At 58.0% G+C, this 25,441-nt stretch carries 27 protein-coding genes; 10 read left to right on the top strand and 17 right to left on the bottom strand.

From position 1 onward, the window contains the following. Positions 1–31: 31 nt before the first annotated feature. The 4 genes from RB602_RS10575 to RB602_RS10590 form a co-directional block, all read right to left on the bottom strand. The gene (locus RB602_RS10575; RefSeq protein ID WP_317080532.1) at positions 32–595 is read right to left on the bottom strand and encodes a DUF1178 family protein; all 564 of its coding nucleotides are present in this window, start codon (positions 593–595) and stop codon (positions 32–34) included. Then, positions 592–1,416, bottom strand: a complete 825-nt coding sequence (locus RB602_RS10580; protein WP_317084496.1) for a carbon-nitrogen hydrolase family protein — start codon at positions 1,414–1,416, stop codon at positions 592–594. The genes RB602_RS10575 and RB602_RS10580 overlap by 4 nt, the downstream gene beginning before the upstream one ends. 18 nt (positions 1,417–1,434) lie before the next feature. Next, positions 1,435–1,692, bottom strand: coding sequence for a glutaredoxin 3 (gene grxC / locus RB602_RS10585; protein ID WP_317080533.1), 258 nt, complete (start codon positions 1,690–1,692; stop codon positions 1,435–1,437). A 75-nt stretch (positions 1,693–1,767) separates the two neighbouring features. Next, on the bottom strand, positions 1,768–2,499 hold the full coding sequence (locus RB602_RS10590; RefSeq protein ID WP_317080534.1) for a ComF family protein: 732 nt from the start codon (positions 2,497–2,499) through the stop codon (positions 1,768–1,770). Positions 2,500–2,568: 69 nt separating this feature from the next. Between RB602_RS10590 and RB602_RS10595 the strand changes: the two genes are divergently transcribed. Then, positions 2,569–3,435, top strand: coding sequence for a class I SAM-dependent methyltransferase (locus RB602_RS10595; RefSeq protein ID WP_317080535.1), 867 nt, complete (start codon positions 2,569–2,571; stop codon positions 3,433–3,435). 12 nt (positions 3,436–3,447) lie between these two features. Here RB602_RS10595 and RB602_RS10600 read toward each other — a convergent pair whose 3' ends face one another. From RB602_RS10600 to RB602_RS10610, 3 genes are read right to left on the bottom strand one after another with little or no spacing between them, the layout of a single operon-like run. Continuing rightward, on the bottom strand, positions 3,448–4,782 hold the full coding sequence (locus RB602_RS10600; RefSeq protein ID WP_317080536.1) for an SPOR domain-containing protein: 1,335 nt from the start codon (positions 4,780–4,782) through the stop codon (positions 3,448–3,450). Between the two features lie 13 nt (positions 4,783–4,795). Then, a complete protein-coding gene (locus RB602_RS10605; protein ID WP_317080537.1) occupies positions 4,796–5,461 on the bottom strand; it encodes a hypothetical protein in 666 nt (221 codons plus the stop codon). 13 nt (positions 5,462–5,474) lie between these two features. Further along, entirely contained in the window at positions 5,475–6,200 is a 726-nt protein-coding gene (locus tag RB602_RS10610; protein WP_317080538.1) for an AAA family ATPase, read from the bottom strand. A 301-nt stretch (positions 6,201–6,501) separates the two neighbouring features. Between RB602_RS10610 and RB602_RS10615 the strand changes: the two genes are divergently transcribed. Continuing rightward, the gene (locus RB602_RS10615) at positions 6,502–7,563 is read left to right on the top strand and encodes an SPOR domain-containing protein (RefSeq protein WP_317080539.1); all 1,062 of its coding nucleotides are present in this window, start codon (positions 6,502–6,504) and stop codon (positions 7,561–7,563) included. A 6-nt stretch (positions 7,564–7,569) separates the two neighbouring features. On the opposite strand, the gene serB is transcribed toward RB602_RS10615, so the two are convergent. Then, the gene (gene serB / locus RB602_RS10620; RefSeq protein ID WP_317080540.1) at positions 7,570–8,475 is read right to left on the bottom strand and encodes a phosphoserine phosphatase SerB; all 906 of its coding nucleotides are present in this window, start codon (positions 8,473–8,475) and stop codon (positions 7,570–7,572) included. Between serB and miaA the strand changes: the two genes are divergently transcribed. From miaA to RB602_RS10650, 6 genes are all read left to right on the top strand, one after another. After that, entirely contained in the window at positions 8,468–9,439 is a 972-nt protein-coding gene (gene miaA, locus RB602_RS10625) for a tRNA (adenosine(37)-N6)-dimethylallyltransferase MiaA (RefSeq protein WP_317080542.1), read from the top strand. The two genes, serB and miaA, sit on opposite strands and share 8 nt — an antisense overlap. 98 nt (positions 9,440–9,537) lie before the next feature. Beyond that, entirely contained in the window at positions 9,538–11,289 is a 1,752-nt protein-coding gene (locus RB602_RS10630; protein ID WP_317080544.1) for an acetolactate synthase 3 large subunit, read from the top strand. After that, positions 11,289–11,804, top strand: coding sequence for an acetolactate synthase small subunit (gene ilvN / locus RB602_RS10635; protein WP_317080546.1), 516 nt, complete (start codon positions 11,289–11,291; stop codon positions 11,802–11,804). The genes RB602_RS10630 and ilvN overlap by 1 nt, the downstream gene beginning before the upstream one ends. Before the next feature lie 32 nt (positions 11,805–11,836). After that, positions 11,837–12,172 (top strand): hypothetical protein, encoded by a 336-nt coding sequence (locus tag RB602_RS10640; protein ID WP_317080547.1) that lies wholly within the window; start codon positions 11,837–11,839, stop codon positions 12,170–12,172. A 29-nt stretch (positions 12,173–12,201) separates the two neighbouring features. Continuing rightward, the gene (gene ilvC, locus RB602_RS10645) at positions 12,202–13,236 is read left to right on the top strand and encodes a ketol-acid reductoisomerase (protein ID WP_317080548.1); all 1,035 of its coding nucleotides are present in this window, start codon (positions 12,202–12,204) and stop codon (positions 13,234–13,236) included. Positions 13,237–13,508: 272 nt separating this feature from the next. Then, a complete protein-coding gene (locus RB602_RS10650; protein ID WP_317080549.1) occupies positions 13,509–14,135 on the top strand; it encodes a YceI family protein in 627 nt (208 codons plus the stop codon). A gap of 71 nt (positions 14,136–14,206) precedes the next feature. Here the strand turns inward: RB602_RS10650 and RB602_RS10655 are convergent, their stop codons facing one another. Continuing rightward, a complete protein-coding gene (locus tag RB602_RS10655) occupies positions 14,207–14,755 on the bottom strand; it encodes a YHS domain-containing (seleno)protein (protein ID WP_317080551.1) in 549 nt (182 codons plus the stop codon). Positions 14,756–15,060: 305 nt separating this feature from the next. Here RB602_RS10655 and leuA point away from each other — a divergent pair, with 305 nt between their 5' ends. After that, positions 15,061–16,716: a 2-isopropylmalate synthase gene (leuA, locus tag RB602_RS10660; protein ID WP_317080552.1), complete on the top strand. Its 1,656-nt coding sequence runs from the start codon at positions 15,061–15,063 to the stop codon at positions 16,714–16,716. 309 nt (positions 16,717–17,025) lie between these two features. Beyond that, positions 17,026–18,021, top strand: a complete 996-nt coding sequence (locus RB602_RS10665) for an NAD(P)H-dependent flavin oxidoreductase (protein ID WP_317080554.1) — start codon at positions 17,026–17,028, stop codon at positions 18,019–18,021. A 202-nt stretch (positions 18,022–18,223) separates the two neighbouring features. Here the strand turns inward: RB602_RS10665 and RB602_RS10670 are convergent, their stop codons facing one another. From RB602_RS10670 to ccmC, 8 genes are all read right to left on the bottom strand, one after another. Then, entirely contained in the window at positions 18,224–20,107 is a 1,884-nt protein-coding gene (locus RB602_RS10670; RefSeq protein WP_317084498.1) for a potassium transporter Kup, read from the bottom strand. A gap of 358 nt (positions 20,108–20,465) precedes the next feature. After that, complete coding sequence (locus RB602_RS10675) at positions 20,466–21,146, bottom strand: tetratricopeptide repeat protein (RefSeq protein WP_317080556.1); 681 nt, start codon at positions 21,144–21,146, stop codon at positions 20,466–20,468. After that, positions 21,146–21,562, bottom strand: a complete 417-nt coding sequence (locus tag RB602_RS10680) for a cytochrome c-type biogenesis protein (RefSeq protein ID WP_406568420.1) — start codon at positions 21,560–21,562, stop codon at positions 21,146–21,148. The genes RB602_RS10675 and RB602_RS10680 overlap by 1 nt, the downstream gene beginning before the upstream one ends. Beyond that, the gene (locus RB602_RS10685; RefSeq protein WP_317080558.1) at positions 21,562–22,128 is read right to left on the bottom strand and encodes a DsbE family thiol:disulfide interchange protein; all 567 of its coding nucleotides are present in this window, start codon (positions 22,126–22,128) and stop codon (positions 21,562–21,564) included. The genes RB602_RS10680 and RB602_RS10685 overlap by 1 nt, the downstream gene beginning before the upstream one ends. Next, the gene (locus RB602_RS10690) at positions 22,125–24,095 is read right to left on the bottom strand and encodes a heme lyase CcmF/NrfE family subunit (protein WP_317080560.1); all 1,971 of its coding nucleotides are present in this window, start codon (positions 24,093–24,095) and stop codon (positions 22,125–22,127) included. Before RB602_RS10690 ends, RB602_RS10685 begins: the two co-directional genes overlap by 4 nt. Then, entirely contained in the window at positions 24,092–24,553 is a 462-nt protein-coding gene (gene ccmE / locus RB602_RS10695; RefSeq protein WP_317080562.1) for a cytochrome c maturation protein CcmE, read from the bottom strand. The genes RB602_RS10690 and ccmE overlap by 4 nt, the downstream gene beginning before the upstream one ends. After that, positions 24,550–24,678, bottom strand: a complete 129-nt coding sequence (locus RB602_RS10700) for a hypothetical protein (protein WP_317080563.1) — start codon at positions 24,676–24,678, stop codon at positions 24,550–24,552. The genes ccmE and RB602_RS10700 overlap by 4 nt, the downstream gene beginning before the upstream one ends. After that, positions 24,675–25,406, bottom strand: a complete 732-nt coding sequence (gene ccmC, locus RB602_RS10705; RefSeq protein WP_317080564.1) for a heme ABC transporter permease CcmC — start codon at positions 25,404–25,406, stop codon at positions 24,675–24,677. The genes RB602_RS10700 and ccmC overlap by 4 nt, the downstream gene beginning before the upstream one ends. Positions 25,407–25,441: the final 35 nt, after the last annotated feature.

Here is a 25,441-nt window from a genome sequence, read left to right on the forward strand (position 1 = left end):
AAAGAACCTTAAGGCATTACCGAGCACAATCTCAGTTCTGCTTTTCCGGCGGCTGCACCGGGAATGGCAGCGGCATCAGTTCGACGCCCTCTTCCAGAAGTTCCTCGGTCTCTTTGGGGCTGGCCTCGCCATGGATGTGTTCCTTATCGGCCTCGCCATAATGCATGGCACGGACCTGATCGGCGAAATCGCGACCAACCCATGTGGATTGTTCCAGAGCCTTTGACTGGGCTTTGGCCAGCGAGGTCAGCAGTTGCTTGATTTCTGCCGGTGCGGGGCCTTCACCATTTGCAACGACAGGTGCCTTGGGCGCTTCGGTTTCCGCTGGCACAGACCCAGGAGATGCTGGCTTCGCTGTCGCTGGAACTGCAGGGGCCGCTGGCTGCGATGCCTCATCCTCGGCGGGAGTAGCAGCCGCCAACTGATTGCCCTTGCGGCCAACATTGGGCGCCATCACTGCCTTGGAGACCTCTGAATTGCCACATATCGGACAGACGAGCAGGCCGCGCTCCTGTTGCCCGTCATAGTCTTCAGACGAACCAAACCAGCCTTCAAACACATGGCCATGTTTGCATTGGAGATCAAAAACTATCATGCGCCCATCCCTTTGCCGATGTTGCGCGCATTGGCAAGGGCCGGGAGTTTTTCGCGGACAGCAGCGATGCGGCTCATATCCAGATCAACCAGCGCCAGACCGGGCTGGTCATCCATCTCCAGCAGCACCTCACCCCATGGATCGACAACCATCGAATGGCCATAGGTGGAGCGGCCATCTTCATGGCTGCCGCATTGCGCTGCGGCGACCACAAAGGCTTGCGCTTCAATCGCACGGGCACGCACCAAAACCGACCAATGCGCCTTGCCGGTAGGTACGGTGAAGGCAGCCGGAATCGTAATGATATCGGGCTGGCGCAGAGCCAGCGCGCGATAGAGTTCCGGGAATCGGATATCATAGCAGATGGTAAGGCCGAGCAATCCTGCGGGTGTTTCGGCTGTAACGACCTCTTCCCCCGCGCCATAGACGGCGGACTCACGCCAATCATCGCCATTGCCGAGGGTCACATCGAACAGATGAATCTTGTCATAGCGTGCCTGCATCTGGCCCTTATCATCGATCAGCAGCGACCGATTGCGCCATTTTCCGTCCACGTGCAGCACCGGATGCGAGCCCAGCGCCAGCCAAATGCCATGCTGGGCCGCTGACCGTTGCATCTCGCTGATAAACGCGCTGTCCTTTTCGGCAACGATATCCGGTGTCGCACGACTGCGTTTGCGGTCAAGCAGGCCCGACATTTCCGGAGTGAACACCATGCCCGCTCCACCGGATGCTGCCTCTTGCAGTGCATCATCAATGGTCTTGGCATTGGCGCGCCAGTCAATGCCGCTGGTCATCTGCAGAACAGCAATGCGATGCATGGCGCTCATCGAAGGCATTTACGCGGCGAGCAGCGGGTCCAGCTTGCCAGAAGCTTCCAGCTCGGCAAGATCATCCGATCCGCCAATATGGTGATCATCAATGAATATCTGCGGCACGGTGGTCCGACCATTGGCGCGCTGGATCATTTCCTCGCGCTTGGGGCCTCCCATTGAGATTTCATATTCTTCAAAGCTCGCGCCCTTCTCTTGCAGCAATGCTTTGGCACGCGCGCAATAGGGGCAGGTGAATTTGGTATAGATTTCAACTTTAGGCATGGTTTTCAGCTTTCCTGTGTTTGCAGACCAAATGGGGCGCATAGGCGGAAAAAGCAAGCCGCCAGCGCAAGAGCTCTATGTCTCACCCGTTGCCAGCACACGCGCCCAACAGGCAATCACAACCCTGTTCGCGCCCGCACCTTTGAGCAAACGGACACAGCTATTGGCGGTGGCTCCGGTGGTGTAGACATCATCGACGAGCAAGATAGTCCGTCCGCTGACTATCCTCTTCGCATCATCGCTTACAGCAAAGGCACCGCTCACCGCCTTGGCGCGTTCACGCGCGCGCATCTGTTTCAGCGGCGGCGTTGGCTTGACCCGCATCAGCAGATCATCGCGCATTTCCATCCCGGTGAGTTTGGCCAACGCCCGGCCAATTAACTGTGCCTGGTTAAAGCCACGCCGCCATATCCGCCAGCGGTGCAGCGGAACCGGGATGATCAATGTATCATCGGGCATGTCAGATATGCGGCTATCGAGAAAATGCGCGATAAAACTGGCCAATCCAATCCGTCCGGCATGTTTCAACCGCAGCACAATCGGGCGCGAGAATTCATCATAGACCACCACCGCCCGTATCCCGTCATGGATAGGCGGGGTCTGTATACAGGAAGCGCATATCAGCTCCTCCCCTGCCGCTTCATCGCCCATAGGCTTGCCGCAGCTTTTACATTGCGGCGCACTGATAAAATTGAGCTTGGACCAGCTGGACGGGCTGAAGCTATTGGTATCACTCACCATCTCGCCCGATAAGGGACAGCGCGGTGGCAGCAGCAGATCAAGGCCGGGCCTGACAAAGCGCATCATGGCGGAGTCTTGCGGATCAACGGCCATAGCCTCTTGTCGCGCCAATCTTCTCGCGGCACAAGGCCCGGCATGACTCAAGATGGTCCCAAAGACATTTTCGATACGCACCGTCAAAGCCTGCATCGCGCCCGTGCGCATACGATCCGGACCCGTGACCCAAAGGCGGATATTGTCTCTGAACTGATGGCTGAGGAAATTATCGCTCGACTGGAATGGGTTACACGTGATTTCAGAGAAGCATTGATAATTGGCAATGCGCCGAAATCGCTTCTCGATGCCTTAGCTGATCGCGATATTGCAGCAACTCTTTGCGATATCGTGCCTGTGGATGGCACAGACCCGGTGAAACTGGACCGTTGGGATATCCTGCCAGAGACTATCGGCAGGCCCGATCTGGTAATCAGCCTTGGTATATTGGATGCGGTGAATGACCTGCCAGGTCTGTTGATCCAGATACGCCGCGCGCTGAAGCCTGATGGGCTATTCCTCGGCGCGATGCTCGGGGCAGGCAGCATGTCCCGGCTTAAAGCCGCCATGATAGCTGCAGATGAGGCCAAAGCGACCCCGCATATCCATCCGCAAATTGATGTTCGCGCAGCCGGCAACTTACTCAGCCGTTGCGGCTTCACCATGCCGGTGACCGACAGCGACAGCATGCGATTGCGCTATTCGGATATGATGGGACTGGTGCGCGATATCCGCGCCTTTGGCGGCACCAATGCTCTGGCCGGAGCGCTCTATCCCGTCAGCAAATCAGGGCTGATCGCCGCGTTCCGCAACTTCGCAAATCAAGCCGATGATGATGGCAAGACAGCAGAACAGCTGGAATTTATCTGGATAAGCGGCTGGGCCCCCTCCCCCGATCAACCCAAGCCCGCACGGCGCGGCAGCGCAACCGCCTCATTAGCAGATGCGCTACGCAAAAAGCCTGAATAGAACGCTAGTGATTTAGCGCGATGCGAAGCGGGTTCCGGCAATGGATTTGCCCGCCTTGCGGACAATGCAGCTGCCGCCGCTCGCTTTGATACCATTGCACATTGCAATGGCGGACTGGCGATTACCAAGACCGGCAGCCGATACGCGATGCAACTTGCGGCCGCGCGAGGTGACCGGCGTCCGCACATGATCAAAGCCGCGCAATTCGCGATATTTGCCAGAAAAGACTGACCATGCCCGCTCAGCATTTGCCTGTGACGAGAATGCACCAAGCTGCACGATATAGCTGCCTTCGCGCACGCTACCGGAATTGGCCGCGCGAAAGGCTGCGCGCGCCGGAGCAGGCTTTGCGACGGCTTTGGGTGCAGGTGTCGCTTTCGCAGGTTTTGCAGCAGGAATTTCAATCGACTCAACCTGCTTGACCCGAATAGGCTTTTCCGGAGCAGCAATCAGCGGAACAGGAGCCGCAGCGGCCAGTTGCACTGGCGCTTGCGGGACCGCGACGCTTGGCGCAGACTCGGCCTCGAACTCTGGTTTTTCCGGAGCTTTCTCAAGCTTCTCCGCTTCGGCTTTGGCCTCCGCCTGCATGACCGTATCGGTCAGGGCAACCGCCATTTCATTTTCCGTCTGCGGTGCGAGGGCGAGTTGCGCAGGCTGGCCATCATCCGCCTGATAGGCCTTTACGCCCAAAAGAGCAGCGACGCGCATCTGCGCCAGATCAGGTCGTGCGGTGCGGGCCCATTCAAGGATGCGTGCATTGGCCTGTTCAGGCGAGACGTCCTGGCTGGCGAGCAGTTTCGCTTCGCTCCAGCGGCCATCCAACGCGTAGCTATAAGCGAGGTTCTGACGCACTTTGGGCGAATTGACGCCATTGCGCACTAGGTCTTCAAGCAAACGCACGCCCTGTTTCACATCCCCTGCCAGAGCCATCGCCAGACCATAATCGCTTGCCGGTATGGCATCGCGATGATCGGCCAGCAGATTTCGCGCCGTGACTGATTTGTCATTGGCGACATAGGCCAGTGCGAGACTGATCACAGTGCGGGCGCTTGTATCACCCAGTTCCAGCGCGTCCTCAAATGTCTTTTCAGCCGACATGAAGCGACCGGCGGCCAGATAGGATTGCGCCAGCACAGAACGCGCTGCAACTTCTCGCGGTCCCACTCTCACGGCTTCTTCTGCCCGGGCAATCGCATCCAGCGTATCGCCCTTTTCAAGCGCTTTTTCCGCCTTCGCGGTCAATGATTGCGGACGGGCCGACTGGCTCCCGCTGGCGCAACTGGCCAGGCTGGCTCCCATGATCAAAGAGGAAACCGCGATTTTCCATACAGATTTGCGTGTCATCATCGTAACCCCTGTCTCAAACTGTCTTTTTCGGTCCGGGAATCTGCCCGGCCAGCGCATCAATTTCGGGTAAGGCATCGAGCATTTGGTCAAGCGCCTGAGTCACCAGTTGCTGCGCCGACTGATTCTGCACCGCACAGGCCAGCCGCAGCCGCAAATGGCGTTCGGCATCGAGGCGCAAGGTGAAGGCAGCGCGCTTGGTGCGGGCCTTTGGTTCCGTTTTGCCTGTTTTGTGGCTTTCCAAGGCTGTGTCGCCAATGTCAGCTTTGACTGGCTTGCTGTCAGACTTGGCCGTCACCGGTTTGGTCGACAGGATAGCGTCGATATCGCGCGCAGGCGCATCGCCGCCGGTTTCCTCGACAGGCTCTTCAGCTTTCGTCTGGTCCTGCAGGCTACGATTCAGCTCTTCCTGCTGCTTAATCACCTCGGGAATGGCTCCGGCAAGCGGATTGCTCTTCGGCTCCTTCGCAGTGCTTTCACCAGATGGGTCTATCGATTCAGGCTCTGCGGGCTGCGGCGGATCGACATCATAGCCCATATCGTTCCAGCCAAGATCTTCGTGCATCACCTTCTCAACAGGATCAGGTGCAAAGTTGATCTGGCGGCGCATCGCAGGGCGCGCCGCACCTTTGCGGGCCAACAGGCCTGATGAAAGAGAGGCCAATGGTTTGGGATCACCCATGATTATCGCCTCCTCAGGAACCAGCTACTCGACGGCCAAAACCACCCATGGGGCGCGGTGCACCAGGCATCGGCGCGACATGGGTCGCAGCCGGTGCGCTGAAAACCGTTCGGCGGAAATTCTTTTCGAGGCGGTCTGAAATATAGGTCCACAAGGCCGTTATCTCGGCGGCAGACTTGCCGTTTGGGTCAACCTCCATCACCGTGCGGCCATCGATCATCGAGGCGGCAAAATCGGTGCGGTGGTGCAAGGTGGTCGGCGCGACGGTGCCATGTTGTGATAGCGCGACGGCGGCCTCAGAAGTGATTTTTGCTTTGGGCGTCGCTGCGTTGACGACGAATACGAGCGGCTTGCCAGCACGCTCGCATAAATCGACTGTTGCGCCGACTGCACGCAGATCATGCGGACTTGGGCGCGTCGGAACGACAATCAGCTCGGCAACTGAGATAACGCTTTGGATCGCCATGGTAATCGCAGGCGGCGTATCAATCACCGCCAGTTTGAAACCCTGCTGGCGCAATACAGCCAGATCAGAAGCCAAGCGTGCCACAGTCGTTTGGGCAAAGGCCGGGTACTCCGCTTCGCGCTCATTCCACCAGTCAGCCAATGAGCCTTGCGGGTCAATATCGATAAGGACAACGGGACCCGCACCAGAAAGCTGGGCCTGAACAGCCAAATGGCCGGACAATGTGGTTTTGCCCGATCCACCCTTTTGCGATGCCAATGCCAGAACGCGCACGTTGATCCCCTTGGTTCCTTAACTTCTCCAAAGGGTTTCGCAGAACAGACCTAATTTTGAGTTAACACCGTCGATAGAACGGCGTCGCTGCGCCAAATCCCCTATCGTCAACGCTTTCCTAATATATTATTAGCTAAAGACATTGCCGATCTGGTTGCAGGGTTTTGCCCTTCGCAATGAAGATTTGCCGTCAAAAGGATATCATCGCGTTAACCGCAAAGTTGGGGCGAAGAGGAGTTACAAAATGCGATCCACCGACAAGAGAGTCCGTGCTTTTGGTGCCCTTTTTATCGCCACACTAATGACCACCTCCTCTCCGGCTCTGGCCGATGTGAAAACTGGAGTCGAGGCATGGGAAAAAGGCGATTTCAGCACCGCGGTAAATGAGTGGCGGCAGCCCGCGCTCGATGGCGACCCGGATGCGCAGTTCAACCTTGGTCAGGCCTATAAGCTGGGCCGGGGCGTCCCTATGGACCTAACGGTGGCGGCGGACTGGTTTCGCAAGGCAGCAGAGCAAAACCACATTAAAGCAGCCGACAATTATGGCTTGATCCTGTTCCAGAATAACCAGCGGCAGGAAGCGATTCCATGGCTGCAGCAATCGGCCAAACGTGGAGAGCCGCGGGCACAATATCTGATGGGTACAGCCCATTTTAACGGCAATCTGGTGGAGAAAGACTGGGTTCGAGCCTATGCGCTGATGACCCGGGCTTCGTCTTCGGGCCTGCCTCAGGCATCGAAGAACCTGTCGGCCATGGACCAGTATCTCTCACTGGAACAACGGCAACAGGGTATTACGCTGGCCGGACAGTTGGAGCAGGAAGCAACACGCGAACGTCAGCGGCAACTGGCCGCTGCAACGCTTCCCCCGGACAGCAATCCTCCCGCGACGCCTGCGCCGATACGCACACCGCCAGCAGCACCACGAGCTATTCCCTCCACTCAATTACCGCCATCGACTGTGGCAATGCCTGCGCCGCAGAAAGTGGCCGCAACTGTTGATCCGACCACGATCGATCCCAGAACAGCCGGCGCGGATTTCGCAGGAGGATCGACGGCAGCGCCGATGACTCAAGCTGTTGCTGCTGCACCGGTTACCAGTGCGCGTTCTGCGCCGCCAACAGCCCGAACCGGTAATTGGCGAGTACAATTGGGGGCATTCAGCACCCAAGCCAAAGCGCAGGCATTGTGGAATAATCTGGAACGCCGCAATACAGCGCTGACGAGCCTGCAGCCCTATCTGGTGAATGCCGGAAATGTGACCCGCCTTCAAGTCGGCCCCTTTGCCAGCCGCAATGACGCCAACCGCCTGTGCAACAGCCTGAAAGCCAATGGGCAAGACTGTTTCAGCGTTCGGAAGTAGGCCAGCCTAATCTTGCCACTTGGTGCGCGGGATGCCGAGCGCGTAAAGCGCTGCGGTGAGACCATTGTGCCGAATGGCAAAATCAGCCACCTCATAGGCAATAGGCTTGGCGCAATAGGCGGCGCTAAAACCCGCGGCGTTGAGCATGGGAATATCATTGGCACCATCGCCCAAGGCCATGGTCTGCTCCGTTGCGAGATTTAGCAGCCCGCGCTCGCGTTCCAGCACATGCGCCTTCATCGCAGCATCGACCATCGGACCGGATACGGTTCCCAGCAAATGGCCATCCTCGACATCCAGCCGATTGGCCACCACGCCCTGAAAGCCGATTTCCGCCGCTATGGGGTCGGCGAAGTGATGGAAGCCACCGGATACCAGCACCGTATCCGCCCCCAATTTGCGCATCGTCCGTACCAATGTCCGCGCGCCGGGATTGGGAGAAACGCGTTCGGCAAGACATTCGGCGATCACATGTTCAGGCAGGCCTTTGAGTAACGCAACACGCTCTTTGAGCGATGCGGCAAAGTCGAGTTCGCCCTGCATAGCGCGCTCGGTAATCGCGGTGACCTCATCGCGCACCCCGGCGAAATCGGCGAGCTCATCGATACATTCCTGTCCGATCATGGTGCTGTCCATGTCCGAAAGCATCAGCTTGGGTATCGGTGCATCGGCGGGGCGAATGGCAAAATCGATTCTGTCGCTAAGTGGCTCCAGGGCCTTGCGCACATCCCTTAAGTTCACAGAGTTCACACCTGTGAGCCCTATGCGCGCCACCTGATCAGGCTCCAGCCATGAGGGCTCTCCGGCGCTGTATCCGGCACTTTCCAACAGGCTTAGGGCTTCTCCAACATCCAACACCGATCCGGGGGATGGCGTGTCGGCATTTGCTGCTATGAGCGTGACTATGAGCATCAAAGAATCCTCTCTGGCGAGCGACAAACCACCCGTTGCGCTTATTGCCGGACCAACCGCCAGCGGCAAGAGCGGAATGGCGGTGGCGTTGGCGCAGAGGCTGAAAAATGACGGCCGGGATGCTGTGGTTATCAATGCCGATGCCAGTCAGGTCTATCGCGATTTGGCCGTCCTTTCGGCACGACCTGATGCAGATGAAATGGCAGGCATAGAGCATCGGCTCTTTGGCTATCGTGATGGCGCAGAACCTTTTTCGGCTGCCGATTGGGCCGCAGATGCGCGCGCTGAAATCGCTGCCACGCACCAAGCCGACACCATCCCGATACTGGTCGGTGGCACCGGCATGTATCTGCGTACATTGCTGGATGGCATCGCGCCTGTTCCTGATATCGCTGCAGATGTGCGGAAAGAAGTGCGCGACCTGACAACGGAGCAGGCTTGGGCAGCGCTCGAAATAGAAGACTCTGTCGCAGCCCGCGAACTGCATCCCAATGATACCAGCCGTATCCAGCGCGCTCTGGAAGTAGCACGCCAGACAGGCCGAAGCATTACCGATTGGCGCAAGGAGAAGGCTGGCGGCATAAGCGACAATATTTCGCTCGTGCCGCTTATCCTATTACCACCACGGGATTGGCTCTATGCCCGATGCGATCAGCGCTTTATCGCGATGCTGGATCAGGGCGCTATCGCGGAAGTCGAAGCGCTCGTCGCCCGCGAATTGCCCGATACCCTGCCTGTTATGCGCGCCATTGGTGTACCACAAATCGCCGCATGGCTAGCGGGCGAGATTGATCACGAATCCATGATTGCCAATGGCCAGATGGAAACGCGGCGCTATGCCAAACGGCAATATACCTGGTTCAGCAACCAATCGGATAGCGCATGGCCGCGTCATGAAGGCACAATAAATGTCGAAAATAGAGATAAATTAGTAACAAAATTATACGATATGTTGTTGACATAACATTTTGTGATTCATATTACGCCGCGGTTGCTGCACGGCAGCATCGTGTTTACCGACAGATTCGTTTTTCTCATGTCATGATAGAAGAGGTTGGAACAGTGGCCGAAAAAACCGGCGCGGAAATCTTGGTGGAAGCTCTTGTCGATCAGGGTGTCGAAGTGATTTTCGGCTATCCCGGCGGCGCGGTGCTACCCATCTATGATGCCATTTTTCAGCATAACAAGCTGCGCCATATTCTTGTCCGCCATGAACAGGGCGCGGCCCATGCCGCGGAAGGCTATGCCCGTGCCACCGGAAAACCCGGCGTGGTTCTTGTCACCTCCGGCCCCGGTGCGACCAACACCATTACCGGCATCGCCGATGCGTTTATGGATTCAATCCCGATGGTGGTCATCACCGGACAGGTTCCGACCACGCTGATCGGTACCGACGCCTTTCAGGAAGCCGATACGGTCGGCCTGACCCGCCACTGCACCAAGCATAATTTTCTGGTGAAAGACCCGGCCAAGCTCGGTGCAAAACTGCATGAGGCATTTTATATCGCCACCAGCGGTCGCCCCGGCCCGGTGGTCGTGGATATCCCGAAAAATGTGCAGGTTGCCAGCGCCGAGTCCGATGCCAAGCCGGTCACCCAGCACAAGACCTATCGCCCCGCCCATGCGCCCGACCCGCAAGATGTCGATGCGACGCTCGACCTGCTCAAAAAAGCCAAGTCGCCGATCCTCTATACCGGCGGCGGCATTATCAATAGCGGCCCGGAAGCGAGCGAGCAGCTGCGTCGTCTCGCCAAGCTGACCGGTGCGCCGGTGACATCGACATTAATGGGTCTTGGTGCATATCCGGCTTCAGAGAAGCAATGGCTAGGCATGTTGGGCATGCACGGCACCTATGAGGCCAATCTGGCGATGAACCGCGCCGATCTGATTCTCTGCCTCGGCGCGCGTTTTGATGATCGGGTGACCGGAAGGTTAGATGCCTTTTCGCCCAACTCGACCAAGGTCCATGTCGATATCGACCGCTCCTCCATCAACAAAAATGTCCGCGTCGACCTTCCGGTGGTTGCCGATGTTGGCGCGTTTATGGAGGCGCTCGCGGACCGCTGGGATTCAGAGAATTGCGTGCCGCAAGATTACAGCGAATGGTGGTCGCGCATCAAAGGCTGGCGTGCCCGTGAGTCCCTGTCCTACCCGGAAGACGATAGCGACGTGATCATGCCCCAACGCGCCATTGCGCAGCTTTATGCAGCAGCCAAAGCGCATGATGCCATCATCACCACCGAAGTTGGCCAACACCAGATGTGGGCAGCGCAGCATTATCATTTTGAAGGGCCGAATAAATGGCTCACCAGTGGCGGCTTAGGCACCATGGGCTATGGCCTGCCCGCCGCCATCGGTGCGCAACTGGCCTTCCCTGATGCGCTGGTGATCGACGTCGCTGGCGAAGCCTCAATCCAGATGAATATTCAGGAGCTGGCGACGGCGACCCAGTATAAGCTGCCGGTCAAAATCTTCATCCTCAACAATGAATATATGGGCATGGTGCGCCAATGGCAGCAGCTCAACCATGGCAGCCGATATTCGGAAAGCTATTCCGATGCCCTGCCCGATTTCGTTGCGCTGGCTGAAGCCTATGGCTGGACCGGTATCCGCATCGAAACGCGCGATGAGTTGGATGATGGTATTGCCCGTATGATCGAAACCGATGGCCCGGTCATGGTCGATTGCCGCGTCGCCAAACTGGCCAATTGCTTCCCGATGATCCCATCCGGCGCAGCACATACCGAAATCCTGCTGCACAGCGATGATGATGTGACCGGCGAGGCCGATGACGAGGCAAAGGCGCTGGTCTGATGTATATAGAAAAAGAGATCAAAGAACGGCATGTCCTGACCGTTATCGTCGACAATGAGGCGGGTATATTGGCGCGTATCGCGGGTATGTTCACCGCGCGCGGCTATAATATTGAGAGCCTGACCGTGGCGGATATCAGCGAAGATCATACGATCAGCCGTATCACCATTGTCACCAAGGGTCCGCCTGCGGTGATCGAGCAGATCATTGCCCAGCTTGATCGGCTGGTCCCGGTCCATAATGTTTCTGACCTCACTGAACGTGGCCCGCATGTGCAGCGCGAGCTTGCACTGGTCAAGGTCGCGGGCGTTGGCGATCATCGTATCGAGGCACTGCGTCTGGCCGATGTCTATCGCGCCCGCGTTGTTGATGCGACGACGGAGAGCTTTGTCTTCGAGATCACCGGCGGCCCGAGTAAGATCGGGACTTTTATTGACCTTATGCGGCAGGTCGGACTGGTCGAGGTTGGTCGCACCGGCGTCGTCGCCATTGCCCGCGGTTCGACTGCCTCATGACCGCGATATTGCTGTCCGCTTCAGGCGCATTGATGGTGCTGCTTGCGCTCTTTCATTCGCTGGCTGGTCACAGGGTGCTGCTCGGACCAGTGCTGGCGGAGCAGCACGGCATGCTGCGCGACGATACTAATCGCGCCATCATGCTGTTTGCCTGGCACTCGACCAGTTTCATCATCCTGCTGGTTGCGGCCTATCTGTTTCTGGTCGCAGCCGATGCAGTGATGGTTTACCCGCCGCTGATCACATTGATCGGCATGACTTTTTTCGGCCTGGCAATCTTCCATGCGCTCGCAACCAAGCGGCGTCATCCGGGCTGGATCATACTTTCTGCCATCGCCTTTACCGCGATTGGTGCCCTGCTTTTTTGAGACAATCGAGACAATAAGGAACCCACATCATGCAAGTTTATTATGATTCCGATGCCGAGATGGAACTGATCCGCGAGAAGAAGGTCGCGGTTGTTGGCTATGGCAGCCAGGGCCATGCCCATGCGCAAAATCTGCGCGACAGCGGCGTGAAGCAGGTAGCGATTGCGCTGCGTGAAGGCTCGGCTACCCGCAAAAAGGCCGAAGATGCTGGCTTTGAGGTGATGACCAATGCGGAAGCGGCGGCCTGGGCAGATGTTATCATGATGCTGGCACCAGACGAGCATCAGGCGAAAATCTATAATGAAGAACTAGCCGCGCATATGCAGCCCGGTTCCGCCCTGGCCTTCGCCCATGGCCTGAATGTGCATTTCGGCCTGATCGAAGCGCGGCCTGATGTTGACGTTATCATGATCGCACCCAAAGGCCCGGGCCATACGGTGCGCTCTGAATATGAGCGTGGCGGCGGCGTCCCCTGCCTGATCGCGGTGGATCAGGAAAGCAGCCAGCATGCGGGTAATGGCTATGCCAAGGCACTCGCCATTTCCTATGCCGCCGCTCTCGGCGGTGGTCGCTCGGGCATTATCGAGACCAATTTCAAAGAAGAGTGCGAAACCGATCTCTTCGGCGAACAGGCAGTGCTCTGCGGTGGTGTCAGCAATCTGGTGATGGCCGGTTTTGAAACGCTGGTCGATGCCGGATATGCCCCGGAAATGGCCTATTTTGAGTGTCTGCACGAGGTCAAGCTGATCGTCGATCTGATGTATGAAGGCGGCATCGCCAATATGCGCTATTCGATCAGCAACACCGCTGAATATGGTGATTATCAGACCGGCCCACGCATCATCACCGACGAAACCCGTGCCGAGATGAAGCGCGTGCTCGACGATATCCAGTCAGGCCGTTTCGTGAAGAACTTCATGCTCGATAATGCCGTCGGCAACCCCGAGATGAAGGCGGCACGCAAGCAACAGGCCGAGCATCCGATTGAGGAAACCGGCGAGAAGCTCCGCGCAATGATGCCATGGATTGGCGCCAACAAGCTGGTCGACAAAGCGAAGAACTAAAACATCCTCCCCCTCGGGGGAGGGGAACCAGCATAGCTGGTGGAGGGGCACAGGCCGCATATTCCGGTATTGGCTCTAACGGTCAGATATCTGATCAGACCGTGCATAAAATCAGATTTTGGAACATGCCGATGGTGCCCCTCTACCGCCTTGGGCGGTCCTCCTCCCCGTTTACGGGGAGGATGATCTAGACAGATTAGCTGGCAAATGCCGCTACGCGCTCCTATGTTACACGGGTTGATAATTCCAACCTGAATAGGAGTCGTGCCCCCATGAAAAAAGCGCTTATCCTTGCCTCACTAATTGTTGCCACACCGTTGATCGCCCAGTCCGCGCCACAGGTGCCGGGCGCTGTTGATGCCAGCCGCGTCACCGGCGGCACCTATGCCACTGACCCCGGCCATACGCTAATCGGCTGGCGCGTCAGCCATTTTGGCTTCAACGACTATTTCGGCATTTTCGGTGATGCCACTGGCACGCTGACCATGACGCCGGACAATCTCACCGGAGCCAAGGTGGATATCACTATCCCTGTCGCCAAGGTCACAACCGCAAGCGAAGGCCTGACAGAGCATCTGCTGCGCCCCGGCAAAGATGGCGGCCCCGCCGACTTTTTCGGTCCTGAGCCTAGTGATGCCCGTTTCGTGTCAACCGAGGTTGCCGTTGATGGTACAACAGCCAAGATCACCGGAGACCTGACGCTAAATGGTGTCACCAAGCCGGTCACGCTGGACACGACATTCACCGGTGCAGGCACCCATCCCTTCAACCAGAAAGAGACCGTGGGCTTTGAAGCCACCACCACGCTCAAGCGCAGCGATTTTGGTATTAATTATGCCATTCCGTTTGTCAGTGACGAGGTTGAGCTGGATATTTCGGTCGCATTTGAGAAGCAGTAACCTGCTGCCACTGTGAAACAAAAAAAGGGGTGCTGCCATTCGGCAACGCCCCTTTTTGCGCTTAACTTGGCTTACGCCTTGTAATGCTCGCTGGCATCATGGGTCGGATAGTTTTCATCACCCTGTTTGATGAACTCATCCTTTTTCGGCTCCCAACGCTTCTGAACATCTTCGTTAAAGTTCAGATAGAGCGTGCCATCGACAATCTCGTAAACATTCGGATCACCCGGTGCGAGTGCGTTATTGGCACCGATAGCCCAGGCACAATAGCCGCCATAGGCCGGGACATATTTGGCAGGGTCAGCCGCGAAAGTGCTGGCATTGTCTTCACTGGCAAAGCGATAGTCATAGCCCTGATATTTGACGGTGAATTCTTCGCTGCCTTCCACCGGAACACCGTCACCGACAAAATAGGACACCGCATCATAGCCGGACAGCGCCAGCGTATCGCCTTGATTTTCGGTGAAGACGGGGCCGCTTGGTGTACCGCCAAGATCGGTCACCGTGCTTTCCGCCGCAGCGACGGTTTCGCTGCCGGTTTCCGCCGGTGCTTCAGCAGCGCCACCACAAGCGGCAAGGGCAAGGCTGGCAACAGCCGCGAACAAAATTGATTTACGCATGATCATAACTCCTTGATGTGTTCTGTCATGGAACTGTTCGGGCGTCGTTGCGCTTGCGTTACACTCTGGCGATAAAAAATTTCACTGATGGCCCTTTTCATCTTGCAACTGCGGACAGAGTCGGTCACCGTACCCACATGAAACAGCGCGATCTGCTGCTTATTCCACGACTTCGACGCCCTTGGGCGTAACTGTCGTCGCGCGCTTTGGCCCGGCGTCACACGCTCAAGGGCTTATTTACCGCATCATGATAACCCGTTCGCAAAGCGTAATGCAGCGCGCATAATGAGCAGATACTTCGCACCATGTTGAAAGACCCCTCCCAAAAATACCGTCCCTTCCCGACGATTGACTTGCCCGACAGGCAATGGCCGAGCCGCCAGATAACCAAAGCGCCGCGCTGGCTTTCGACCGATATGCGTGATGGCAATCAGGCGCTTATCGATCCAATGAATGCCGAGAAGAAGCAGCGCTATTTTGATCTGCTGGTGCAGATCGGGCTGAAAGAGATTGAGGTTGGTTTCCCTTCTGCGGGCGAGACCGAGTTTTCCTTTATTCGCGGGCTGGTCGATAGCGGCAGCATCCCGGAAGATGTGACAGTGCAGGTGCTGACCCAGTCGCGGCGTGATCTTATCGAACGCAGCTTTGAAAGCCTTGCCGGGGTGCATCGCGCGATCGTCCATCTCTACAATGCTGTCTCGCCCGCCTGGCGCGAGATCGTGTTCGGGCTGGATCAGGCCGGCGTGCGCGATATTGCGGTTCAGGGTGCGCAGATCCTGATCGAACAGGCAGCGCGATACCCCGAAACCGATTGGCGATTTGAATATTCGCCCGAGACCTTCTCCACCGCAGAACTCGATTTCTCGCTGGAAGTCTGCGAAGCGGTGATCGAAGTCATCCAGCCAACACCCGAGAAACCGCTGATCCTCAACCTGCCCGCCACGGTTGAGGCCGCGACGCCCAATATCTATGCCGACCAGATTGAATGGTTTTGCAAGCATATCTCCCGCCGCGACAGCGTGATTATCAGCCTGCATCCGCATAATGATCGCGGTTCGGGTATCGCGGCGGCGGAGCTTGGTCTGATGGCCGGTGCCGACCGGATTGAGGGCTGTCTATTCGGCAATGGCGAACGCACCGGCAATGTCGATCTGGTGACGCTGGCGCTTAATATGTACACCCAGGGCGTCGATCCGGGGCTGGATTTCTCGGACATGGACGCAATCGTCAAAACCGCCGAGCATTGCAACCAGTTGCCCGTTCCGGCGCGCCATCCTTATGCCGGTGAGCTGGTGTTTACCGCCTTTTCCGGCAGTCACCAGGATGCGATCAAGAAAGGCTTCTCCGATCAGGAAAAGCGCAATGATCCGCATTGGCGCGTGCCCTACCTCCCGATTGACCCGGCAGATCTGGGCCGCGATTATGAGGCGGTGATCCGCGTCAATTCGCAAAGCGGCAAAGGCGGTGTCGCCTGGGTGCTGCAGCAGGATTATGGCCTGCGCCTGCCGAAAAAGCTGCAAGCGCATTTCAGCCGCGCGGTGCAGAAGCTGGCCGACGATCTGGGTCGCGAACTGCGCACGGATGATATCTGGCAGTGCTTCAAAACGCATTATCACCTCAATGGCGAGAGCGCGTGGCGGCTGGGCGACTATAAGGAGCAACGCACCGGCAATGACTATATGCTCACCGGCACGGTTATCAGCCCCAAAGGCGATATCACAATCAGCGGACGCGGCAATGGCCTGATCTCGAGCGCAGTCCACGCGCTGTCTGAAGCGCTGGAGCATGAGATCGATATTATCGACTATCGCGAACACGCTATAGGCCACGGTGCGGATGCGAAGGCAGCGGCCTATGTCGAGGTTCTGATTGATGACCAGCGGCATTTTGGCGTGGGTATCAATGCCGATGTTGCCACAGCATCTCTGGAGGCGCTGTTGAGTGCGTTGAATTCGGCGTAATCATCCTCCCCGGAACGGGGAGGGGGACCAGCCATAGCCCGAAGGGCGGCGGCTGGTGGAGGGGCACCCTCGGCATAGTGCAAAGCTATAGAAAAATCATGAGCTTCACCTTGTGCGAGGCCATAGACATGCACCATCGCATCATGCTGCCTGTGCCCCTCCACCATCCTTCGGATGGTTCCCCTCCCCCAAGGGGGAGGATTTAACCGCGCGCTTAAATCAAATTGACCGCACCAGTCAGTACGCTATTAGTGACCCAAACATAGCCTATTCTGGCCTTACAACATAATCGCATATCGGAGAGACCCCATGGCCCTGCCCCCGCTTTTTGACAATCTGCGCCTTCCCATCATTGGTTCGCCACTGTTTATCGTGTCCGGCCCCGAGCTGGTGATCGCCCAGTGTAAGGCAGGCATTGTCGGCTCTTTCCCGGCGCTTAACGCACGGCCGCAAAGCCTGCTCGACGAGTGGCTGCACCAGATTACCGAAGAACTGGCCGCGCATAACCGTGATAACCCTGATCGTCCCGCCGCGCCCTATGCGGTCAATCAGATCGTCCATAAATCCAATGATCGCCTCGATCAGGATATGGCAACCTGCGCCAAATGGCAGGTGCCGATGGTGATTACCTCGCTCGGCGCCATCGAGGATTTGAACAAGGCGGTGCACAGCTGGGGCGGCATCACTATGCACGATGTCATCAATGATCGCTTTGCCCGCAAGGCCATCGATAAAGGCGCAGATGGCCTGATTCCGGTGGCGGCAGGCGCTGGCGGCCATGCCGGCACCACCTCGCCTTTCGGCCTGATGCAGGAAATCCGTGAATGGTTTGAAGGGCCCGTCGCGCTTTCCGGTTCCATCGGCACCGGTGCCTCTGTCCTCGGCTGTCAAGCCATGGGCGCGGACCTGGGCTATATCGGCTCGGCCTTTATCGCGACCAAGGAAGCCAATGCCAATCAGGGCTATAAGGAAGGCATTGTTGAAGGCCGCGCTTCGGACATTGTCTATTCCAACCTGTTCACCGGCGTGCACGGCAACTATCTGCGCCAGTCAATCGAAAATGCGGGCATGGACCCGGATAACCTGCCTGATGGCGACTATAGCACGATGAATTTCGGCTCGGGTGGCAATACCGACAAAAAGGCGTGGAAAGACATCTGGGGCAGCGGTCAGGGTATCGGCGCGGTCAAGGAAGTGTTGAGCGTTGCCGATATGGTTGATCGGCTGGAGCGCGAATATCTTGAGGCCCGGTCGCGCCTAGATGGTATTGTGCGTGAAGGCTGGAAGAACCTGGAAACGGTTTAAAAACATCCTCCCCCTTGGGGGAGGGGGACCAGCGAAGCCGGTGGAGGGGCACCCTCGGCATAATCCAAACTACGCAGAAAGAAGCATTCTGCCTCTCCCAATCGCCAATAAAGATAACACCATCAGATCAGGCGGCTTGTGCCCCTCCACCAGCCGCCGCCCTTCGGGCTATGGCTGGTCCCCCTCCCCGTGCCGGGGAGGATTAAATCTCTACCTGGCTGCCCAGTTCCACCACCCGGTTCGTCGGCAGGCGGAAAAAGTCCATCGGCCCCGCAGAGTTGCGCAGCATCCAGGCAAATATCTTTTCGCGCCAGATTGCCATTTTCGGCTTTTCTGACGCCAGCAGCGTCTGGCGTGACAGGAAGAAGCTGGTGTGCATCATATCAAATGGCAGGCCGCACTGCTTCACCTGTTTAAGCGCCTTGGGGATATCGGTTTTCTGCATAAAGCCGAAATGCAGGATCAGGCGATAAAAGCCATTGCCCAAATCATCGACTTCGCACCGCTCGGAGGGCTCGATAAACGGCACCTGTTCGATATTTACTGTCAGCACCACGACCCGCTCATGGATCACCTTGTTATGCTTCATATTGTGCAGCAGCGCCGGGGGAACACCAGCGGAACTGGATGCCATAAAAATTGCCGTGCCCGGCACCTTAGCGGCGCTGTTCATCGCGGATTTAGCGAAGATTTCGAGCGGTAGTGCGCCATCATCCATATTCTCGCGCATCACCTTGCGGCCGCGCGACCAGGTGGTGAGCATGGTGAAAGCGATCGCGCCCACCATAAGCGGGAACCAGCCGCCATCTGGCACTTTGGTGAGGTTGGCGGCGAAATAGGAAAAGTCGACGATAAAGAAGATCGCCAGCATCGGCACCGCATACCAGGCGCGCCATTTCCATACGGCGATAACCAGCACCGCAAGCAAGCAGGTATCAATGGTCATCGCGCCAGTCACGGCAATACCATAGGCCGAGGCAAGGTTGGACGAGTTACCAAAGGTCAGAACAAGGATGATCACCGCGCCCATCAGCATCCAGTTGATCACGGGAATATATATCTGCCCGGCCTCTGAAGCGCTGGTATGCTTGATCGACAGTCGTGGGACGAAGCCCAGCTGGATGGCCTGATGCGTGATCGAGAACGCGCCCGATATTACCGCTTGACTGGCGATAAAGGTGGCTACTGTCGCGAGCAGCACCAGCGGCAAGCGAAGAAATTCCGGCGCCAGCAGGAAGAACGGATTCTGAATCACTTCCGCCGCTTCCGGGCCGCTCAGCCGGTCGATCATCGCCGCTTGCCCGAAATAGTTGAGCAACAGCGCCGGCATGACAAAGCCGAACCAGGACAGCCGCATCGGGCCGCGACCGAAATGGCCGATATCGGCGTAAAGCGCCGCTGAACCGGTCACTGCCAGCACCACCGAGCCCAGCGCCAGAAACGCCTGCCAGCCATCGGCTATAAAGAATTGCACCGCATACCAGGGGTTAAGCGCCAGCAATATACCGGGGTTCTGCGAAATCTGGATCGCGCCCAACGTGGCGATAACCGAGAAATAGACGATCATGACCGGCGCAAATAGAGCGCCGATCTTGGCGGTACCACGCGACTGCAAAACGAACAGGAATACCAGCAGCGCCAGCGCAATCGGGATAACCAGAGGCGTCAGGTCGGAATTGACCACCGTCAGGCCCTCAACCGCCGAGAGCACCGAAATAGCGGGCGTAATCATGCTGTCGCCATAGAACAGCGCGGTGGCGAACACGCCGAGCAGGATCAGCAAAGCCCCATAGCGGCTGCCGCTGACGCTGCGCGAAATCAGCGCGACAAGTGCCAGTGAACCACCCTGCCCTTTGTTATCGGCGCGCATCAGGATCGTGACATATTGGATCGCCACCACCAGCGTCATCGACCAGAAAATCAGGCTAACCACGCCAAAGACGTGCAGCTTGTCCAGCGCAAGCTGGTGCGCACCAACAAATGTCTCACGAAAAGCATAAAGCGGGCTTGTGCCGATATCGCCAAAGACAATACCGATCGCCCCCAGCGCGAGCTTCCACGTCGCACCGTGCTGATCCGGCTGCATATGCCGGGCCGAAAAATCGGCCTTAACTTTGGAAGCCATAAGCCATTGTCATTGCGTATCAGGGTCTATGGTAAGCGCTTGGGCTTGCCCGTCCCATAATCTCCAGATTAGCGACTCGCTTGGGAATCTGAAACAGGTGCGCGGAACTATCACTTGCCATGGTGCAGTGCAACAACCCTTAAGCGGAGGTGAATGGATCGATTCTCCCCTCCTCTTCAGAGGAGGGGCAGTGAGACTTAGGGCCGAGAGGCCCTTAGTCGCAGCGGGGTGGTGCAGCGGCACGAGCAGAATTCGCTGGCGAGAGCTCGCCTTCGCCTCGCCACCACCCCAACCCCTCCTCTGAAGAGGAGGGGCTAACCTATTCGCTCCGCGTCTCCGCGTCTCCGCGTGAATCATCAGCATCAGGCGCTATGGGCACCCCACCAATCATACTATCCAGCCGCGCCAGCCTCGTTTCAAGATCGGCCTTCCACGGCGCGTCTTCGGGCGAACGGTCATAGAGCTCTTTCCAAAGCACCCGCGCTTCCTCCAACTGACCACTTTGCGCCAGCGAAAGCCCCATGAAGAAAGGCGGGCCGGGATGATCCGGCGCGATATCCGCGGCGCGCTGATAAGCGAATTGCGATGCCGGGGTCAGCAGGCCATCGCTATGGCCAACCAGCGCATTGGCCAGCGCCAGCCACAAATCGGCATTATCAGGATGCTCCTTCACCGCATTGCGCAGCACCGTTGCCGCAGCCGTGAATTTGCCCTGTCGGCTTTGCGCATCGGCAAGGATCAGCCATTGCTGCGCATCGCCGAAACGCTCACCCATAGTGCTGCGGGTCTTGATCAAGGCTTCATCGGCTTCGGCCACATCCTCGCGCGGGGCTTTGGTGGCGCTTTCCAGTGAGGGCTGTCCCTGCCAGACATAGCCTGCGATGCCGAGAAACAGGGCCGCCGCCAAAAGCTGCATACCTGCCATGGGTGGGCGCGCGATAACATAGACCGCAATCAGAGCGAGCAGCCCAATTATGCCGATAAACAGCAGAGGAGCCATTAGTCTGCCGCCTCGCTATCGCCGGTAAAGCGCCGCCTTGCGAGAAACAGCCCCAACAGCAGGAACAGGATCGGAGCGACCCATAAGGGCCAGGTGACCGCGTTCAACTGTGGCGCATAGGACACCCAATCGCCATAGCGCTCGACCATCCAGGCGCGAATGGCTTCGGGCGACTCTCCAGCAGCAATACGTGTGCGCACCTGATGCCGCATATCGCCCGCCATGGGCGCATCGGAATCGGCTATCGACTGGCTCTGACATTTCAGGCAGCGCAGGCTTTCCATTAGCGCCTTGGCCTCAGCCTCCTGAGCCGGGTTATCGAGCTGTTTGTAAGCATAAGGTGCAGGGGGCAGGCTATCCTGCGCATTGGCCATGGGGGCCAGAAATAATGCTGCGAGGAGGAACAGAAACCTTATCACCGTCCCGCCTCTTCCAGCTTTTCGAGGATCAGCGGCACCGCTTCGGGACGAATTTCCCCGATATGCTGGTGCACAATTTTGCCCTCGCCATCGATAACGAAGGTCTCCGGCACGCCCGACGAACCCAGGCTGAGTTGCACGGCGCTTATATCATCAGCGCCAATACGTGTATACGGATTGCCATTGCGCGCCAGAAAGGCCTGTACATCATCAGGGCGATCACGAATGGCGATGCCATGGATAGTCACCCCCGATTTGGCCAGCTGATCCAATTGCGGAGCCTCGACGATACAAGGCAGGCACCAACTGGCAAACACATTGAGCAGCTTGGGCTTGCCATCGGCAAAATCTGCCTGTTTGAGGCCAGCGCTGCCCTCAATCGCGGGCGGCAGATCGAATTCGGGCAGGCTCTGGCCGACCAGCTTCGATGGTATCACCCGGTCGCTCGGATTGGCGAGGCTGAACGCGGCAATCACGATCAGCAGCACGAACAGCCCCAGCGGCAGCCAGATCAGCCAGCCACGCGATTTGGCCGCGGGTTCTTGAGTCTGTGCCTCACTCATGCCGGAACGGTTTGCCCTGTCGGTTCAGAGGCTTGCTCGACCTTGCGGATGGGCCGTGTGCGTCTGAGCTGGAACAGTCGGCCGATCAGCGCCAACAGCCCGCCAAAGCCGATCATGATCCCGCCATACCAGATCAGCGGCACAAAGGGCTTCCACCATAGCCGCAATTGCCAGCGGCCATCGGGCGCGCGCTCGCCGAGAACCGCGTAAAGCTGGCCATCCCAGCGGGTCAGCAGCGCGGCCTCGCTGGTATTGGTTGGGGGTGAAGAGAACATGCGTGCCTGCGGTGCCAATTCTATCGCTTCGCCCTCGCCGCGCTGCGCCGAAAGACGGGCTTCTAAGGCCGTCCAGTTGCGTCCAGCGACTGGCTCCACCGCAAGCAGGGTTATTGTCCAATCGGCGACCTGATGGCTCTCGCCCGGTGCCGAGGCCACCAGTGTTTCCTTGGTAAAAGCGGATTCCGAGGCCATGCCCGCCATGGTGACCGCAACGCCGAGATGCGCCACTACCATGCCCCATATCGGCAGAGACGCGCGATTGGTTTTGCTGCGGAATAGAGGCATTACGCTCGCAACTGCCAATGTCGCGGCAAGAGCAAGCCCCAGTGTCGGTAATATCCCGGCTCCAGAGCCAAAGATTACCACCAGCAGCAAGGCCACAGCCCCTGCCAGCAGCGGCGCTGCGGCTGCAGCAGTCAATTGCGCCTTGTCGCTTTTGCGCCAGCGCAGCATCGGGCCGACGGCCATGATCAGGACCATGGGAATGAAAAAGATCGCCGAGGCCGGATTAAAATAAGGCGGGCCGATGGAGACCTTGGTGCCGCTGGCTTCGGTAACCAGTGGATAGAGCGTGCCCATGAGCACAATTGCCAATATGCCCATCAGTAAGAGGTTATTGGCGACGAGAGCGGCCTCGCGGCTGAGAAACTGGAATTTTGCGCCTTCCTGCACCGTGCTCGCGCGCAGGCCGAATAGCGCCAGCGCGCCGCCAATATAGATGGCGAGCAAAACCAGGATAAAACTCCCGCGTTCAGGATCAACGGCAAAAGCGTGCACACTGGTGAGAACCCCGGAGCGCACAAGGAACGTGCCGACCATGGACATGGAAAAGGCGACCACGGCCAGCATCACCGTCCACGCCTTGAGCGCGCCGCGATTTGCGAGAACGGTGACCGAATGCAGCAGTGCCGTCGCCGCCAGCCATGGCATTAGCGAGGCATTTTCCACCGGGTCCCAGAACCACCAGCCGCCCCAGCCCAATTCATAATAGGCCCAATAGCTGCCTGCGGTAATGCCCAATGTCAGGAATATCCACGCCCCCAGCACCCATGGTCGCATCGCGCGGGCAAAGGTGGGGCCGACTTCACGGGTTACCAAAGCACCCACAGCGAAGGAGAAGGCAATGGAAAGCCCGACATAGCCAAAATAGAGCGTCGGCGGGTGGAAGGCCAGGCCGGGGTCTTGCAATAGCGGGTTGAGCCCTGCCCCTTCTGGCGGCGTTGGCACCAGCCGCTCAAACGGGTTGGAGGAGAGCAGCAGAAAGGCATAAAAGCCAATGCTGACAAAGGCCTGCGCCGCGAGTGTCGCAATCATCATTGCCTGGCTGATGCGGCGTTCCAGCATCGCCACAAGCGCGCCGGAGACCGCCATTACGGTCACCCAAAGCAGCATCGAGCCCTCATGATTGCCCCATGCCCCGGCGAGCTTGTAGAGCCAGGGTTTGAGCGAATGGCTGTTGGTCGCTACCAGCTTGACCGAGAGATCAGTAACCCAGAATATCTGGATCAGGCAGAGAAAAGACAGCGCCACCATCACGCCCTGTATCACCGCAATCGGACGAAGCGTCGCGGCGAAAGCGCTGGCACTGGCGGACTCGCGGTCGCGCAAGATCATAATACCCAGCCCCAGCTGCATCACCGACAGAGCAGCGGCAAACCATAACAGGCCAAGGCCGATTTCCGCGATCATTCGCGCACGGCTCCGGCCGCAGTGCTGGCGGCAATCGCTTCCTTGTCGAGGCCTTCCAGTTCTACTGGCATATAGTTCTCATCATGCTTGGCGAGCAGATTATCGGCAACAAAGCTGAGCCCATCGGCGGCGAGACGTCCTTCGGCGACCACGCCCGAGCCTTCGACAAACAGGTCCGGGGTTATGCCGGTATAGGTGACCGGTATGGTCGCTTTGCCATCGCCGACGATGAAATTGACCGTTATCCCATCAGCGGCGGTCTGGATTGATCCCTGCTGTACCATTCCGCCCAGCCGAATGGCCTGATCAGGCCCGACGCCTGCACCAGCAAGCTCTGATGGCGTATAGAAATAGGAGGCCTGCTCACGCAGTGCATAGCCGGCAAGGAACACCGCCACCAATATGATGCCCACGGCGCTCAATATCAGCACCAGCCTTTGATGTTTGGCCTGAATCATTTCCGTTTCAGCTCCTCAAGCCGTTTTTCCGCCCGGCGCTGCGCCAACAGACACCAGGTGATTATCCCGGCGCTGCCACCTATGCCGAGAATATAGACCGCAATCACAAAAGGCCACTGGTTCACGCCATGGCCTTTCGCCGCATCCGCGCTTCAATCCTGATCTCGGCCAGCATCTGGCGCATCCGCAACAGGATCAGCGCACCGAAAATCAGGCTGAACCCCAAAACCGAAATGCCCAATGGCCAGAGAAAAGCCGCATCAATAGCAGATTTGCCGACAGAGATGCTGGCGGGTTGATGTAGGCTGTTCCACCATTCGACCGAGCGGTTAACGATCGGCACGCTGATCGCGCCCACCATACCAAAAATCGCGGCGATGCGCGCGGTGCCAGTACGACCAGCGGCAGCTTCTTTCTGCGCCTCGGCAGCGATGGCCATATAGCCGAGATAGAGCAGGAACAACACCAGCATAGAGGTCAGGCGACCGTCCCATACCCACCAGGTGCCCCAGGTTGGGCGCGCCCAGATCGCGCCGGTAATCAGACAGATCAGTGCAAAAAACGCGCCGGGCAGAGCCGAAGCGCGCGCGGCAATGCCGGCGAGCGGGTGCCGCCAGACCAGTTCGACCAGACTGGCAATCGCAATACTGGTCCAACCCGCCATGCCCAGCCAGGCGGCGGGCACATGGATATACATGATGCGTACAGTCTCACCCATCAGCCGGTCAGCGGGCGTGGCAAATAGCCCCATCCACAGCGCAATCGCTACAAGCGCTATGCCCGAAACCAGCAAAGCCGGGGTCAGCGGCTTGGCTATCGACAGAAAGCGATTGGGGTTGGCGAAACCATGCATTGCTGATCCTCTGCCATGAGCGTAAAATAGTCTCA

It is taken from the genome of Parasphingorhabdus sp. SCSIO 66989 (genome assembly GCF_032852305.1).
In the GTDB taxonomy this organism is placed as follows: Bacteria; Pseudomonadota; Alphaproteobacteria; order Sphingomonadales; family Sphingomonadaceae; genus Alterisphingorhabdus; species Alterisphingorhabdus coralli.